Below are 15,508 nucleotides of genomic sequence, written 5' to 3'. Positions count from 1 at the left end.
ACCTACCCCGTGTCGCGTACTCGAAGAGCCCACGCGACACGGGGGGCTATTGGACTAGTGTTCAATCGCCTGATGCCATGGGTGCCCCCATCCCCGGATCGATTCGGATCGGACCGGCAGACGTCGGTTCCAGACTGAAATCGAAAATTGCGGTTGGAATATAGACCGTCGCGCATGAATTCGGAATGTCGACCACCCCGGACAGACGTCCTTCTATAGGTGCAGATCCCAGAAGCAAGTAGGCCTGCTCGGGACTGTAACCGAACTTCGTCAAGTAATCGATCGCATGAAGGCACGCCCGCTGATACGCAAGATCCGAGTCCAGATAACGCTGCTCTCCGTCGAGTGTTACCGACGTTCCGGAGAAAGCGATCCATTCAGAGTAGAGCGGGTCGGTATTCCCTGGCATGAAAATGGCATTCTCTTTCACCCCATAGGTCTCCATTCCACCTTTGATCAAGTCGACACGGAGGTCGATGAAGCCTCCCATCTCGATTGCCCCACAGAATGTGATCTCACCGTCACCCTGGGAGAAATGGAGGTCGCCGAAAGACAGGTTGGCACCGGAAACGAAGACCGGATAGAAGATCCGTGATCCCTTTGTCAGATTCTTGATGTCCTGGTTCCCGCCATTCTCTCGTGGCGGCGCAGTACGGGCCCCCTCGCCGGCGACCCGTGCAAAATCGGCACCCGTCAGCGATCCCAGGATCGCGCCGTCCGGTTCCGGTGGCAGAGCCAGTGGAGGAACACGGTCGGGGTCTGTGGCAATCAACACCGCTTCGCGCGTGTTCCATCTTCCCAGCAGGCCGTGAGACGGCGCTGTGCCCATCAAGCCCGGGTGAACCATGCCGGTGAACCGGACGTGTGGCACATGGCGCGACGTTGCCTGCTGACCGGAAAAGTCCCAGATGGCTTTGTACGCGTCAGGGAACTGATCGGTCAGAAAGCCGCCGCCGTTGCGCTTCGCGAAGATACCGGTGTAACCCCATCCCTGTCCTGCGAGCGGACCCGAATCCTCCTGCGGTATCTGACCTATATCGAGAATATCGACGATCAGGAGGTCTCCCGGTTCAGCGCCTTCGATAGCGAACGGACCGGACAACGTGTGAACGTTGTTGAGGGGGGCATTGCGTATGTCATCGGCCGAGTCGTCATTCCGGATCGCGCCGTCGAACCACTCACGGCAATGGGCTCGGAAACTGTCACCGGGCTTGACCGTCACAGCGGCGGGAATGTCGGGGTGCCACCGGTTGTGTCCTACCAATTTTTGTTCGGTGAAACTCTTGGACGAATCCAGGGGAAAAAGAAGCTCGGGCATGGATCTCCTCGCTGCGCGGTTCAGTATCACGTTAGTTTAATTCTTTTGCGTCAGTGTATCTTCCAGGTTCCTGTTTAATTACGAAACGTCTCGAACCTCTCCGGAAGAGTCGTGCACATCGATACATCCCGCGCTAAAATGATCTTATGCCGACCTACACCTTCCGCTGCTCAGGCGGATGCGAACCAACCGAAGAACAGCATCCGATGAACCACATTCCACTCGAGGTCCCCTGCCATATCTGCTCCACCTCCGCGCGGCGGACAATAAGCGCGCCCGCGCTCGGTCGCGGGAACACGCGAGAAATGCGTTTGCATGACGCAACGCGTGCTACCGCAGAGTCGCCCTCCACCGTTCGCTCACTCCCAGGGGGTGGAGCCAGGAGGTCGAGCAGCACCAACCCGCTGCACCGAAAGCTACCGAGACCCTGACCTGGTCGGGCCTGGCCTGGGCAAACCAATCCCGTTCAGCGCCTTGGCCTCGGTCGCTGGGCACCCGGAATCCGACATCAACCGCCGAGACACTGGAAAAGACGCAATTTCGCAGGATCCATCACGGCACCATGGCCTCGAACGTTCTGTTGATGAAGTCTTCGGTGACCTTCCGCGGGTGGCCGGAATCGAACGGTGGTTGCGGGTCGTATTCGATCACCAATTGGATCATCCGAGCTCGATCCTCCCCACAAATTTCGCCGGCCAGCCACAACGCCAGGTCTATTCCCGCCGAGACTCCCGCTGCCGTGGCGACCTTTCCATCACGAACAATGCGATCGTTCGGTCGCGACTCTGCTCCGAGATCTGCAAGCTGGTCCTGCACTGTCCAATGCGTCGTAGCAGGAAGTCCTCGGAGGATACCTGCGGCACCGATGACAAGAGCTCCTGTACACACAGACGTTGTCCACGTGGTGGTTTCGTGCACCTTGACAAGCCACTCCTGCAGGACGGGGTCCTCCATTGCGGCCGTGGTGGAATTCGAGCTCCCCGGCACCAATACGATATCCGGCCGTTCGACATCGGCGAAAGTGCCTGTTGCCAGTATTGACAGCGCGCCGCTATCGGCGAGCACCGGGCCTTCCTCGTGCGCCACGAAGCGAACCTCCGCGTCGGGCATGAGCTTGAGTACTTCGTAGGGTCCGACGACATCGAGTGCCGTGAAACCCGGGTAGAGAACAATCGCGATCTGCATAGGAACTCCCAATTTCAGTGGACCGGTACGGGCGATAATGGTGCGTGCGTCTGCAACGCAGGTTTGCACACCTCTCCTGACTGCACAACGACCCTTTTCCCTCGAATCGGGACATTGAGGAGGGGCGGTCGAGTAAAACTGACCTCCTTGAGATATTACTTGATCAAATATGCGAAGATCAAGTACAGTCGCACTCTACTACCCGAACACCACTGCCTACGCATCGAATGGACGAATGATGATCACGAGCAAAGTGTTGCGAATCTGCTCCGTTTCAGCCGTGGCGGTCACCGCGCTGATCGGCTGCAGCAACGGCACAGCCAGCGAAACGAAAACCTCGGTGGTCAGCAAGCTTTCGGTCGAAGTACCGACTGACTACACGGGGCCCGATGCAGGACGTTTCCAGACTCTCGCCGATCCGACGATCACACCGAACGCGTCGTTCACCGTGGGTTACCTCGGTGTCAGTACGGCTCAACCGTCGCTGGTGGCGATACAAGATGCGATCGAGGCAGAAGTGACCTCGCTCGGTGGAAGCTTCGTCCCGAAAGATGCGCAGCTGGACCCACAGAAGCAAGTCAGCCAAATGAACGAGCTGTTGGCGGCAGGAGTCGATGCGATCATCTGTAGCCCGGTATTCGCCGAAGCGTTGTCTCCGTCGATCGCACAGGCAAAAGAGAAAGGAATCCCGTTCGTCACCGTAATCGGATCGGCCGGGCCGGAGGACACCGTTGCGGGCGCAGTGGCATCGATATCCCAAGGCTTCGACTACTCCGCATACCGAACGGTGAAGGCGGTAGCCGACGAGACCCCAGGAGCCAGCTTCGCGACCATGGGGCTCGGCCTCCCAGTAAAAGTGCTCTCTTATCTGGTTGAGCGCGAACAATTCTGGGCTGAAGAAATGGGACTCGAGTACCTCGGCAATGTCGACTCCACTGACGACACGCCTTCCGGTTACAGCACTGCAGCATCGACGATTCTGACGAAGTATCCGAATGTAGATGTCATTGCCGCGTATAATGACCAGTCATCGGTTGCTCTCAGCACGACTGTGGCAACGCAGGGGTCCGACGCCATGGTCATCAATCCTAGCGCCGGCCAATCTATTACCGGCGACGCAATCGAGGCGGGACGCGTCGACATCGCATATCGCACGCCCTTCGAGGCAATCGGAAAGCAGTCCGCCATAGCCGCGTACAAAGCCGTCACCGAACAGGGTGTACCGATCGAGCCGTACATCGTGGTCCCCTCGTACATCGTGTCGGCCGATAATCTCGACCAGGCCGTCTGGTTCGACTGAAGCGATGCACCCGCGCCACGCTCTTCGCACTGGTCACTCGGTCTACCCCAGACATTACTGACGCCCATATGCATCGACAACGATCGACAAGAAGGACGTGGTGATGGTGGCGGGACTCGCACCGACTCAGCAACCGGAGTCCGGTACTACGGGCGGCGGCGTTCCGCTGCTCGAACTCCGGGGCATCGAAAAATCTTACGGAGGCTCAGTTGCTCTCAGAGGCGCTTCACTCGTCGTCGAACGGTCCGGGGTAATTCACACCCTCATTGGACAGAACGGATGCGGAAAGTCGTCGATGCTCGGAGTTCTTTCCGGCCAAATCCAACCCGACGCCGGCGAGATCCTCATCGACGGCCGACCCCTTCGGTTTCATGATGCGGCCGATGCAGTGAGACACGGAATCGCAATGGTGTCACAGGAGACTGCCGTCGCCGAACACCTCACGGTCGCGGAGAACATTCTTCTTGGTCGCCTCGCGCGAACCCACGGAATGGTGGATTGGCGGGAATCACGCCGTCGTGCGACCGAGGTGATGTCAAGGATCGGAATCCATTACGATCCCGCGCAAATTGTCGGTACGTTGCGGCCCGACCAGAAGCAGATGGTGGAAATCGCGCGCGCCATCTCCTTGAACAGCCGCATCTTGATTCTCGACGAGCCGACGAGCTCACTGACCGAAGGTCAAGTAAAGGAACTCTTCACGGCGCTGCGCACCCTTGCGGACAGTGAGGTCAGCATCGTGTTCGTCTCGCACCGTCTACCGGAAGTGTTCGAGATATCGTCCGCCGTGACGGTCATGCGGAACGGCCTGACGATCGCGAGCGGTCCGACTTCGCACTTCACTCCGGATTCTCTCGTTGCAACAATGGTGGGGACCGAGATGGCGAAGGTGAATTCCGACAGCGGCCGACGTCGATTCGCGAACCCGAATCACACTGCAGCAGTCCGGCTCGACCGGGTCGATTCCGCAGAGGTCGTGCGCGGAGTCGATCTCGAACTCCACCACGGACGCATCATCGGAGTTGCGGGGTTGGAAGGGTCGGGACGAAGCGAGCTCCTCGAAGTGATCTTCGGTAGTCGCGACGTCACCGGTGGTGCCCTGAATATTCTCGGAACTCAGAGCGGGAAACGCTCACCGCGTACGGCGATCGCTGCCGGGATCGGTTACGTCCCACCCGATCGCAAACTACAAGGCCTCGTCCTGTCGATGTCCATCACCGAGAACGCCGCGATGGTGAGCACCCATTCCGCAGCCCGCTGGAACATCATCAAAGGGCGAACCGAATCCGGACTGGTCGCGCGCGCGGTGGCAACCTTCGCACTCCGATTCGCCTCTGCGGCAATGCCGGTGCGATCGTTGAGCGGGGGAAACCAACAGAAGGTCCTCTTCGCCAAATGGCTGGCCTCACAACCCAGAGTTCTTCTACTCGACGAGCCGACCCGCGGCGTCGACGTGGCGGCCAAGGCCGAACTGCACGCGGCGCTACGCGACGCAGCCGACGGCGGCCTCGCTCTGCTGGTGTCCTCGTCCGAGGTCCCCGAGCTCATCGATTTGTGCGACGAGATCGTAGTCATGTACCGCGGCGCGATTGTCCGCCGCTTCGAATCCCACGATATGACCGAGGTTGCTATCGCGACCGTAGCCGCAGGAGGACAGTTGTGAGCACCACCGACGAGCGCACCGTAAAGCCCGAACACGAGACTGCGACAAGCAATATTCTGAGCCAGGCATGGGCAACGACGCGGTTGTTTCGACCCGTCCTCATCCTGCTCGTCCTTCTCATCGTCTTCATGTCGGTCTATCAAGACAATTTTCTCAATCAGACCAACCTCATCAATATCGCAACCTCGATGTCCGTCCTTTGGCTGGTCACGTTGGGTGCCACTCTGGTTCAGATCAGTGGCGGGATCGACCTGTCCTCCGGTGCCGTAGTCGCGCTCTGCGGAGTATTCCTGGCGACGACGCTCGATCAGGGAGTGCCCGGAATCGTTGCCATTCTCCTCACAATTGTCTTCGGCGCTCTCGTCGGCGCGGTGGCCAACGGCCTTATGGTCGGGTACTTCGGTCTCAATGTGTTCGTCGTGACGCTGGCCTCGATGACGGCCTTGACGGGTGTAGTCAGCCTGTGGTCCGGAACCAAGGCGCAGTTCGTGCAGTCCGACGCGGTGAACCTGATCGCAATCGATCAGTTCTTCGGACTACCGATGCCGATATTCATCATGATCGGCGCACTCTTGGTGTTCTCGTTTGTGCAGAACAGAACCTATTTCGGTCGTGACGTCTATGCAGTCGGTGGAAGTATGACGGCCGCAAAGCTTTCCGGCATCAGGACCGCCCGGACTCATATTACCGTGTACGCGGTCGCAGGAGGAATGGCTGCCCTTGCTGCCGTGATCGCAGTAGGAAGAATTGGTGCATCGACGCCATCGCCTGACAACACGCTCCCCCTCAATGCCGTGGCCGCCATCCTCATCGGCGGAACAGCCCTCGCCGGCGGAGTCGGCGGCGTCGGCGGTTCAATGTTGGGCGTGCTCTTCATCGGGGTGCTCCAAAACGGACTGAGTCTGTCCGATGTCCCCACGTTCTGGCAGCAGATCATCACCGGAGTCATTCTGCTCGCTGCTGTACTGGCAGACCAGGTCCAATGGCGGCCGCGTCGTCGTAAAACCCGCATTGTGAATGCTGAGTAGTGCGGCAACTTCACCTTTCGGCGATGATCGTTGGACAAGGACAGCAACAACTTCACGCGCAACGGTATTACCGGTGAGGGTTTTCGATGGGGTCAGTGCAATACCTCGAACCCCGCGGCTCTCAAATGAACGGTGACAGCGGCATTGGAACCGTCGACCTCAACCGCGCTCACTCCGAGGTCGCGGAGGATCTGACCGACTTCGTCGCAGACGCTTCCATCGACTGTCGGGCACGTCCCACCGATTCCAGAGCCTCCTGAGCGTCGTAAGTAGATCAGCACACCAGCATCAGCAGCAGCCAGTCGGGCCAGGTCGACATCCAGATTTGCCGCGCACCGGCACCCGATTGTTCGAAACACATCACCGACCGGGCACTCGCGGTGGATGCGGGTGACCACCGACCGAGGACCCGCCACAGAGCCTCTCACCAGGGCGACAATCTCATCTCCGCTATGCGCTCGTCGGTACCCGAATACCGTGAATAGCCCATGGCGCGTCGGCAGCCGGGTTGCGGCCACTCGATCGATCAGAACTTCCCTTTTTCTACGAAATTCGACGAGGGAGGCGATCGACACTACCGACAGATTCTGCATTCGAGCGAATTCGCGCAGCTGCGCATCACGTTTCACCGTCCCGTCGTCATTGACCAGTTCGGCCAAGACCCCGACCGAAGCCAGCCCTGCCAACCGAACAAGATCCACCGCCGCCTCTGCACGGCCGTGCTTGCCGAGAACTCCACCGGCGCAGGATCTCAGCGCCATTACATGACCCGGACGATGAAAATCCTCTGCCGTCGCACTCGGGTCTGCCAGCACGCGCACGGTACGAGCGCGGTCGGTTGCCGAGATTCCGGTCGATACGCCGGAAGCAGCATCGAATGACACGGTGAACGCGGATTGCCCACCAGCAGAACTCATCAGCGGAATCTTCAACCGGTCGAGTAGCTCGCCCGGCGTCGCTGCACACACCAAACCGCTGGTATGTCGGACGGTGAATGCCATTGTCTTGGCGGTGGAGTTTTCTGCGGCGAAGAGAATATCTCCACTCCACTCACCGCCTATTTCATCGGCCAGAACAATTGGCCGGCCTGCGGCAATATCGACTATCGCGCGCTCTGCAGCATCCGAACGAAACATGGCAGACTCCCGTTCCATTTCACTTCTTCGACCGAGCGCCGTACAGCCGGCATCAGGTCATCGACGAGTCACAGCAAAGCCACCGAGCGCCCAGCTCCGGGCTCGAACCAGCTCACCAGAGCACAACGGACCGGCTACTCCCCCGACAGAGAAGGACAATCCTCGTGTGACGGACGTGTACCGTTGGACGCCGCTCAGGAAGAAAGCTTCGTCTGCTGCCGAAGGCGCTTCCCCCCAGCTACTTTCGACCGTGTCGAACAGGATTATATCCGGTTTCGTAGTGAGCTCGACCTTGGCCAACCATTCGCGGACACCCTGTGTATCAGTCGAATCCTTGGCACCGATACCCGCCGCGCGCTTGCGGGTGGCGGGTGTGGACAGCATTCCGTTGTGGGTGGGCGCGCCGACCACGAGCGTATGGACGCCTTCGGACAGCGTCGAGGTGGCCTCGTGGGCGAGCCGGACTACGCAGTGCACACCGTTGGCGCACAACGCAGCGGCCATCGCTTCGCCCAGTGCCACCGTGTTCCCGAAGTGTGATTCGACGATGATGAGGATCTCGCCGGAGTTGTTCTCGCGCACCATTGTGTCCTCGGTATCGGTCATGTGCTCGTCAGTGGTTGAGCATTGCTGCTCGATGCCACCAGGAACTGAAGCCGATGACCTTTGCGTCGACGACGAGGGGGCGCTCCAGCCCTCTCGAAACCCGGGCCGCAAGCTCGCGCAGGTCCTCCTGCGTGCGAACCGTGATCGCATCGCAGCCGAATCCCGTTGCGATGGAGGCAATATCGGTCTCCGGGAACGTGACGATATCCGTCTGATAGCCGTCCGGCCCGAAGAAATGAACTTCGGCACCGTAAGCGTGATCGTTGTATACGACGACGAGCATCTTGATATCCAGTCGGACAAGCGTTTCGAGCTCCGAGATACCCATGAGAAACCCGCCGTCGCCGCACGCCGCGACCGGAAAACGGTCCGGCTGCGCGAGAGCTGCACCGATGGCGGTCGACAAGCCGAGCCCGATCGATTGAAACGCCTGGGTGAACGAGAAACACTGTTCGTTCGGCACGGCAAGGTACATGCTTGGGTAGCCCATGAAGTTACCCGAATCGACACCGATGACGCGGTCGGCGGGCAGGGCATCGTCCAGAGCGATCGACAACGTCCGGGGATCCATCGCCTCGGCAGTACCGACGTCCTCGTACGGGTGGTCCCGCCAGAGAATTCGGGTCGCTATGTCCTCGGCTACAACATCGGTTCGATAGCCGACGCTGCGATGATTCGCAGCGACGAGCTGTCGGTTCAGCGCCTCAGCGGTCCGCGCAACATCTGCGACCACACCTAGGCGTATCGGACGATGTCGACCGAGTGCGGAGGCCTCCAGATCGACCTGGATCAGTGTGGCTGTAGGACCGATCAGGGTGCCGTGTCCGGTGGTCCAGTTGTTCAGTGCCGAACCCCATCCCACTACGACATCGGCATCGGCAATGAGTGCAGCAGTGGTCGGTGACGAAAATCCGCCGGACACGTCGATGGCCCACTTCTGGCCGGCGAAGAGCCCTTTGGCGACTGCTCCCTCGGCGAGCAGTGCCCCGGTCGTCTCGGCCAGCGCGGTCAATGCCGCGCGTGCCGACTCGCCCCGCGCGCCGCGTCCACAGATGAACACCGGGCGCTGCGCTGCGACGAGAAGTGTTGCCATGGCGTCGATGTCTTCGGCGGCGGCGACGGGTTGTGGTTGCACCGGAACCGGGTGAAGGTCATCGAGGAGGGATGCGTCGAAGTCGTGCTCCTGAACATCGAGAGGCATACGGAGGACGACGGTTCGTCGTCCGTTGAGTGCCGTGACATACGCTCGACGGGTGTCTGAGACTGCTGTCTCGGCTGTTCGGACGAGGATGCTTGTCGCTCCCACCGAGCGCACCATCGCATCTTGGTCGACGTGGAAGTTCGATGCCGGGTCAGTAGCTTCGCCCACGACGACGACGAGGGGAGTCCGGCTCTTCGCGGCTTCCCCCAGACCTGTCATGGCGTTGGTGAGGCCACACCCTTGGTGCAGAGATACAACGCTGACCTCTCCTGTCATCCGCGAGTACGAATCGGCCATGGTCGCCGCACCACCCTCGTGTCGCGTGGCCACGAAATCGACGCCGGAGTCGACTAATCCGTTCGTGAAGTGGAAATTTCCACTTCCGACGACTCCGAAGGATCGGCGCACCCCGAAGCGACCGAGTGCGACTCCGATTGCCTGTGCAACGTTCACGTTGTTCCTTTTCTGATCATGCAACTGAAGCCATCAAACGAGCGAGTTCGTTCTCGTCGATCCCACTGGGGCCGGCTATTCCGGACGCCACGAGTATGTGATCGACGAGACCGTGGTAGTCGACGATGTTGTCCGGCGTGACCCCGCTGGCCAACGCCAAAGGCCGACCGGCAAGACCCTCGCGAAGTGCTCGAAGCCGAACTGGGTCGGCGGCTTTGCCCGTTCCTTCCCCTGACGTCGTAGCAACGTCCACGCGATTACGGGCCGCCGCACCGACCTCCGGTAGATCGGCGAGGACGACCGGCGGCTGATGCTTGAAGGCAACACCGCCGAAATGCAGACCACGCCAGTGTTTCGGGGCAGGTGGCCCGTCGATATCAATGAAATCCGTCCAGATGGCACTGACTGGAAGCTCGTCGCCGAACATGCCCTCGAGAACGCCGATCGCGGCTGCCAGCGGTCTTCGCATCACGTTGACTCCGACGAAGAAGTCCGGGTGTGCGTATGTCACGGCTGCAACGGCTTTCAGCAACCGCGCATCGTCCTCGTCGTGATCGATCAGGAAGACACCGGCGACGTCGTGACGGCGCGCGATATCGACCTCCCTGTGCACATCTACATCGTGAACGTGAATCACCGGATAGATCTTCATGAAGCGATGATCGCCAATACCCTTGCGGGGCTTCCAGTTCCACCGACGATGGGGAGGGGGCTGACGATGACTGCGGCACCGGTCGCGGGAAGGGATGCGAGGTTCTGCAACGATGTCACACCATACTTGTCCGCCTCCAGCAGGAAGTGATGTGCCGGCATCGGCGGCTCGAGCACGAAAGCGTTGCCTGCGTCGATGCCGACGGTTTCCACCCCGTATCCGACGATCGGCGACTGCTCGGCCAACCATCGCGCTGCGGCAGCGGAAATTCCCGGTGTGTGGCTTACGCCCTCGCTGACGTTCAGAAATGCTGCCTCGTTGCGGGCGAATTCATCCCACCCACTACGCACCAGTAGCCAACTTCCGGGGAGCAGTGGTCCGTGTTCCGCTTCCCAGGCGAGCAGATCGTCGACTTCGAGCAGGTAGTCCGGATTCAACTTCACCTTCTCACTGATGTCGATGACCTGAGCCGGTCCCACCAGCCGCCCGACCGGGATCTCGGAGACGCCTGCACCGTCGCGGTTGGATATCCAATGTCGCGGCGCGTCGAGGTGGGTGCCTATGTGTTCCCCGGTGTGAATGTTGTTGTGTCGCCACAACGGACCGGAGTCGTCGAAGGCGCTGACCTCTTCGAGGCTGAAATCGATCAGGTTCGAGAACGGCTCAGGAAGCGTCAGCGTCGGTGTCTCGGAACTCAACTCGTTGGTCAGATCGACCACGCGCAGACGGCCGTCGGACAGCGCCGCCAGCATGTCTTCGATCGACCCGTGACCTGATTGCCTTGGTGCGCTCATAATGTTCTCGTCTCTGATCTTGGAGTTTGTCAGTATCGACCGGACAGCAGGGATCCTGCCCCTGGCACGTGCGTCTCCAGCCCGAGCGCACGAAGCATCTGCCACGTCGTAGCTATCGCCGCGGTGATCACGGGTTTGCCGATTGCATCTTCGACATCTTGCACGGCTTCGAGCGAGGGCATCTGCACACACGCCGACAGCACCACAACATCGGCCTCTGCGTGATCGAGAGACTTGACTATGTCGATCAGCGCTCGCGGATCACGCGCCGCCACCTCGAGGTTGTCCGGGATTTCGAGCGCGATATAGTCCAGCACACGAACTCCCTCGTTCTCGATGTACGCGACGACTTCCCGAGTCAGCGGCTCCATGTACGGAGCGATGAGGGATGTCGTCTTGGCCCCGAGCGCATGCAGCGCCTCTACCAAGGCCCCGGCGCTGGTGACCACGGGTGTCGGAACTCCGTGATCGACGGCGACCTTCTCGAGCTTGGTGCGAGAGACCTCGTGGTAGCCGCTACCGCGGCTCATGATCGCAACCAGGCACGCGTAGCCCATGACGTTCACGCGGGCGTCCACGAGTTCGACGGCGCACCGCCCTGAGTCGTCGTCCATCGCCGCAAGCTGCTCTTTGGTCACCTGAGTCATCCGCATTCGACTGGAGTGAAAGGTGAAACGTTCGGGTCGGATCGCTTCACGAGCACGAAACATAGCGGGAATCTCTGTTTCCATCGTCACGTTGGAGCTGGGTACGATCTGTCCGATGCGATACGTGGTTGTCATGCAATAGTCCTCGGGGAGAGTGTTGTTAGTGGATCCCGGACGTGGCGGGTGTCAGACTCCGACGACAGGGTTGGCGAGGGTGCCGATGCGATCGATCGTGAGTACAACGTTGTCACCCGGCTGCAGGAACTGCGGCGGCGTCTGGGCTGCACCGACCCCCTCTGCGCTTCCGGTGGCGATCACGTCACCCGGCTCGAGCGTTACGCCGGAACTGATGTCCGCAATCAGTTCGGCGATGGAGAACAACATGTGTCGCGTGTTGGAATTCTGCTTCTGTTCGCCGTTCACTGTCAGGCTGAAGTCCAGATTCTGCGGATCATCGATCTCGTCCGCCGTGACGATCCACGGTCCGAAAGGCGCGTAACTGTCCTGACCTTTGGAGAAGAACCATTGGCCCGAACGCCGCTGATCGCGCGCACTGATGTCGTTGACGATGGAATACCCGAAGACGTGGTCGAGGGCGTCGCCGACCGAAACCCGGCTGGCACGCTTTCCGATTACGACCGCGAGTTCGCACTCCCAGTCGAGCTGAGCCGTTAGATCGCCGTCGTGCCTGATAGGTTCTCCGTGCCCGATGACCGCTGTGCTGGGCTTCGAGAACAACACCGGTCGAGTCGGCTTGTCCTTGTCGGTATCCAGCGTTCTGCTCGACTCTGCAACGTGTGCAACGTAATTGAGTCCGACGCCGACTACTTTACCCGGCCGCATCGGCGCGGTCAGTGTGAGATCCCGCAACGCCTTGACTGCAGAGTCGGGATACTGCGATGTTTGGACGAGTCCACTGAGTCGGTGCAACGCTTCGGGATCGCCGATGAGCTCGAAGACGCTGTCGGGGAGTGCGGTACGTGTGGCCGCAGCGATCTCCGCGATGTCGAGGACGTGGTCGTCGTCGATCAGCACCCCGGATCGAGGGCATTCTCGGCCGATTCGGTAAGACAAGATCTTCACAGGACTACTTTCTGATAAGCATGTTTCGGTAGCCGTTTGCACACGACGCGCAAGCGACCGGAAATATGGGGGGCGTGGTCAGAAGTCGAGGAACTGCTGACCGCTGTTGGCGTCGTATGTTTCTTCGGTGTAGAGGTCAAGAGCCTTCACTGTAGGAAAGTCGTTGAACTGGAAGAGAACTACGTCTTCGGTCGCGCTTGCGTTGTGGTGCTCGTGCCATGCCCAAGCCGGGACGACGAAGATATCCTTCTCGGTCCAGTCGAATCGCTTACCCTGGATGATCGAGTGTCCGGCCCCCTTGGCGACGGTGTAGACGACGTTTCCGGTGTGGCGGTGTGCGCTTCCCTCGAATCCAGGATCGAGGAGCTGGATCTGCGCCCCCATCGTTGGCATCACCGATCCGCCGGTCACCGGGTTGACGAACTCGAGAGCGTGTCCGTCGATGGGGCTACCGTCGGCGATCTTCGCCAAGTTCAGCAGGGATTCGTAGGACTTCTCCCACGGGTAGGCGAACAGCGGAGAGTACCGACGGGTCCACGTGGGGGCATTGATAGGTCGCAACGTGCCTGCGCCGTATCGAAGCAACGAGGTGTTGACCTCCTTACCCGGCACCTGATGTAGATCTGGGTGCACTGCATAGAAATTGGTGTCCAACGCATTGGTGAGGGGGATATCCAGTCCGTCCTGCCAGATGACCGGATCCGTGGTCGATTCATTGCCGTGCTCGTGCCAGGTGCCACGCGGGGTGATCGCAAAATCGCGCGGTCCGACCTCGAGCTTGTCTCCGTCGACGATGGTCCACGCGCCTTCGCCCTCCTGGACGAACCGCAGCGCCGAGGCCGCATGCCGATGAGCGGTCATGGACTCGCCGGGGTTCATGATCTGCAGACCTGTGTAGAGCAGGCCGGCAGCAGCGGCGATGTGTCGTAGGCCAGGGTTGGCCATGTAGATGACACGGCGGCCTGCGTCATCTCCGGTGACCAACCTTGCTGCCTCGAGCAGCTTCGGTCGTAAAGCCTTGTAGGACCACAGCATGGGAACGCCCTTCGGCTGCGGGAACCAAGGCTCGATATCGTTGGCGACGGTCCAGAGAGCGCCTGCTTCGTATTCTTCGAGGCTCTCGTAAAACCGCCGCAGCTCGTCGGTTTGCTGCACACGAGCGCGACCGATCTGGTCGTCGGCAAGCGCGTCGCCGTCTACTCGTGCTTCGTTGGTCGTCATGCGATTGGTCTCCTGTCGCGATTCACTGATGTGGTGTTGTCGGAGCGGTGTCGCTCTCGTCACGCCGACCGGCGCTAGTCGCACCCCCGATACCCGGCTGCCGCAGCGCGTCGGCACCGCCGTCGGCAATCGACACCGCGCTCCTTACGCGAGTGTCGACGCGGAAGTCGAAGATGTCGAAACGGTTGTAATGTCCGATGATGTCGTGCATCTGCTTGGGCTGTATGCACTTTGCGAGGTCGATGTCTGCATAGACGATTCCTTCGTCATCAATGAGCGGTTCTGTCATCAATCGTCCGTCGGGTCCGAAGATTCCGCTGAACGCGCTATGTCGTCTGGTCAACATGGACCGAGCGGCGTCGTCGGTACCGGCGACGGCATCGACAATCTCGCGGGAAATGGTGGAACAAGCCACCACATTGAAAACTTTCCCCTCGAAGGCGTGGGCAGCGGATCGGGTCTTGATTGCCTCGACCATGTCGTAGTCGGCGGGTGCGGTCGGCAGTGCGATGTAGCCGGCGACGTGAACCATCTCCCCCTGTGCCAACAGTGCGAAGCGAGCCAGCGTGTTCGTATTCTCGCCACAGGCAAGAACTCCGAGTGGTCCGACCGCAGTCTTGTGCACCTTCAGCGAGCTGCCGTCACCCTGCCCCCAGGTGAGCTTCTCCGCCCAGGTGGGCACCAGCTTTCGGTGAACACCCAGCACCGCACCGTCGTCGGAGATGGTCACGGTGGTGTTGTACAGCGTGCCGACGCCCACGGCTGGTCGCTCGTTGACTCCGATAACCACGGTGACGTGAGCGTTCTTGGCTGCGGCACACAAGGTGGCCACCTCGGGCCCATCGATCTTGATCGACGCTCGGTAGAGCTTCTCGAACCAGGGACTCCCCTGAATCGGTGTCATGGTCCAGTTCCAGTAGGGGTAACCGGCGACGAAGACCTCCGGAAATGCGACGAGGGTTGCACCGTTGTCAGCGGCCTCGCGAATAAGAGAACAGGCTTTGTCGACCGTTGCGTTCGGGTCGAGGAACACAGGCGATGCCTGCACCGCCGCCGCACGAAAACGGGGAAACTCGTCGTCTGCGCGATGATCTACGGCCTGGGCACTCAAGATCGGCTCCAATCCATCAGCATTTCCTATTATATGATCAAATCGTTTGATGTGGCGATCCTAGCAGCAACTCGTTGGCTGTCAACGCCTCGATCGGCACCGAATGTGAT

Annotated in this window: 14 protein-coding genes; 3 read left to right on the top strand and 11 right to left on the bottom strand. The window is 60.2% G+C overall.

Features of this window, described 5'->3' with window-relative positions:
* Window positions 1–61: 61 nt before the first annotated feature.
* Both fmdA and CH285_RS03970 read right to left on the bottom strand, forming a co-directional pair.
* Window positions 62–1,318: a formamidase gene (gene fmdA / locus CH285_RS03980; protein WP_032371180.1), complete on the bottom strand. Its 1,257-nt coding sequence runs from the start codon at window positions 1,316–1,318 to the stop codon at window positions 62–64.
* Between the two features lie 552 nt (window positions 1,319–1,870).
* Window positions 1,871–2,503 carry a DJ-1/PfpI family protein gene (locus CH285_RS03970; RefSeq protein ID WP_052066960.1) on the bottom strand — a complete coding sequence of 211 codons (633 nt, stop codon included), beginning with the start codon at window positions 2,501–2,503 and terminating at the stop codon, window positions 1,871–1,873.
* A 280-nt stretch (window positions 2,504–2,783) separates the two neighbouring features.
* On the opposite strand from CH285_RS03970, the gene CH285_RS03965 reads away from it, so the two are divergent.
* The 3 genes from CH285_RS03965 (at window position 2,784) to CH285_RS03955 (ending at window position 6,494) form a co-directional block, all read left to right on the top strand.
* Window positions 2,784–3,803, top strand: a complete 1,020-nt coding sequence (locus tag CH285_RS03965; RefSeq protein WP_176458558.1) for a sugar ABC transporter substrate-binding protein — start codon at window positions 2,784–2,786, stop codon at window positions 3,801–3,803.
* A 103-nt stretch (window positions 3,804–3,906) separates the two neighbouring features.
* Complete coding sequence (locus CH285_RS03960; protein WP_052066979.1) at window positions 3,907–5,466, top strand: sugar ABC transporter ATP-binding protein; 1,560 nt, start codon at window positions 3,907–3,909, stop codon at window positions 5,464–5,466.
* On the top strand, window positions 5,463–6,494 hold the full coding sequence (locus CH285_RS03955) for an ABC transporter permease (protein WP_032371182.1): 1,032 nt from the start codon (window positions 5,463–5,465) through the stop codon (window positions 6,492–6,494). The genes CH285_RS03960 and CH285_RS03955 overlap by 4 nt, the downstream gene beginning before the upstream one ends.
* Window positions 6,495–6,586: 92 nt before the next feature.
* Here CH285_RS03955 and CH285_RS03950 read toward each other — a convergent pair whose 3' ends face one another.
* The 9 genes from CH285_RS03950 to CH285_RS03910 form a co-directional block, all read right to left on the bottom strand.
* Window positions 6,587–7,630, bottom strand: a complete 1,044-nt coding sequence (locus tag CH285_RS03950; RefSeq protein WP_176458559.1) for a 3,4-dihydroxy-2-butanone-4-phosphate synthase — start codon at window positions 7,628–7,630, stop codon at window positions 6,587–6,589.
* Between the two features lie 57 nt (window positions 7,631–7,687).
* A complete protein-coding gene (locus tag CH285_RS03945) occupies window positions 7,688–8,236 on the bottom strand; it encodes a flavodoxin family protein (protein ID WP_052066963.1) in 549 nt (182 codons plus the stop codon).
* Between the two features lie 7 nt (window positions 8,237–8,243).
* Entirely contained in the window at window positions 8,244–9,890 is a 1,647-nt protein-coding gene (locus CH285_RS03940; protein ID WP_032371531.1) for a thiamine pyrophosphate-binding protein, read from the bottom strand.
* Window positions 9,891–9,906: 16 nt separating this feature from the next.
* Window positions 9,907–10,542 carry a hypothetical protein gene (locus CH285_RS03935; RefSeq protein WP_032371183.1) on the bottom strand — a complete coding sequence of 212 codons (636 nt, stop codon included), beginning with the start codon at window positions 10,540–10,542 and terminating at the stop codon, window positions 9,907–9,909.
* Window positions 10,539–11,336, bottom strand: a complete 798-nt coding sequence (locus tag CH285_RS03930; protein ID WP_032371184.1) for a cyclase family protein — start codon at window positions 11,334–11,336, stop codon at window positions 10,539–10,541. The genes CH285_RS03935 and CH285_RS03930 overlap by 4 nt, the downstream gene beginning before the upstream one ends.
* A gap of 29 nt (window positions 11,337–11,365) precedes the next feature.
* Window positions 11,366–12,118 (bottom strand): maleate cis-trans isomerase family protein, encoded by a 753-nt coding sequence (locus CH285_RS03925; protein WP_032371185.1) that lies wholly within the window; start codon window positions 12,116–12,118, stop codon window positions 11,366–11,368.
* Between the two features lie 51 nt (window positions 12,119–12,169).
* The gene (locus tag CH285_RS03920; protein ID WP_032371186.1) at window positions 12,170–13,066 is read right to left on the bottom strand and encodes a fumarylacetoacetate hydrolase family protein; all 897 of its coding nucleotides are present in this window, start codon (window positions 13,064–13,066) and stop codon (window positions 12,170–12,172) included.
* 78 nt (window positions 13,067–13,144) lie between these two features.
* Window positions 13,145–14,287: a cupin domain-containing protein gene (locus CH285_RS03915; RefSeq protein WP_032371187.1), complete on the bottom strand. Its 1,143-nt coding sequence runs from the start codon at window positions 14,285–14,287 to the stop codon at window positions 13,145–13,147.
* 22 nt (window positions 14,288–14,309) lie between these two features.
* Window positions 14,310–15,398: a carbon-nitrogen hydrolase family protein gene (locus CH285_RS03910; RefSeq protein ID WP_052066981.1), complete on the bottom strand. Its 1,089-nt coding sequence runs from the start codon at window positions 15,396–15,398 to the stop codon at window positions 14,310–14,312.
* Between the last annotated feature and the right edge of the window lie 110 nt (window positions 15,399–15,508).

Source organism: Rhodococcus sp. 05-2256-B1, assembly GCF_002258465.1.
Lineage (GTDB): Bacteria > Actinomycetota > Actinomycetes > Mycobacteriales > Mycobacteriaceae > Rhodococcoides > Rhodococcoides fascians.
Note: the sequence above shows the minus strand (reverse complement) of the source record. Positions and strands in the feature narration are given on the sequence as shown.

Coding starts and splice junctions, on each gene's coding strand:
- fmdA (WP_032371180.1), bottom strand. CDS start 1,318: ATGCCCGAGCTTCTTTTTCCCCTGGATTCGTCCAAGAGTTTCACCGAA.
- CH285_RS03970 (WP_052066960.1), bottom strand. CDS start 2,503: ATGCAGATCGCGATTGTTCTCTACCCGGGTTTCACGGCACTCGATGTC.
- CH285_RS03960 (WP_052066979.1), top strand. CDS start 3,907: ATGGTGGCGGGACTCGCACCGACTCAGCAACCGGAGTCCGGTACTACG.
- CH285_RS03950 (WP_176458559.1), bottom strand. CDS start 7,630: ATGTTTCGTTCGGATGCTGCAGAGCGCGCGATAGTCGATATTGCCGCA.
- CH285_RS03945 (WP_052066963.1), bottom strand. CDS start 8,236: ATGACCGATACCGAGGACACAATGGTGCGCGAGAACAACTCCGGCGAG.
- CH285_RS03935 (WP_032371183.1), bottom strand. CDS start 10,542: ATGAAGATCTATCCGGTGATTCACGTTCACGATGTAGATGTGCACAGG.
- CH285_RS03930 (WP_032371184.1), bottom strand. CDS start 11,336: ATGAGCGCACCAAGGCAATCAGGTCACGGGTCGATCGAAGACATGCTG.
- CH285_RS03925 (WP_032371185.1), bottom strand. CDS start 12,118: ATGACAACCACGTATCGCATCGGACAGATCGTACCCAGCTCCAACGTG.
- CH285_RS03915 (WP_032371187.1), bottom strand. CDS start 14,287: ATGACGACCAACGAAGCACGAGTAGACGGCGACGCGCTTGCCGACGAC.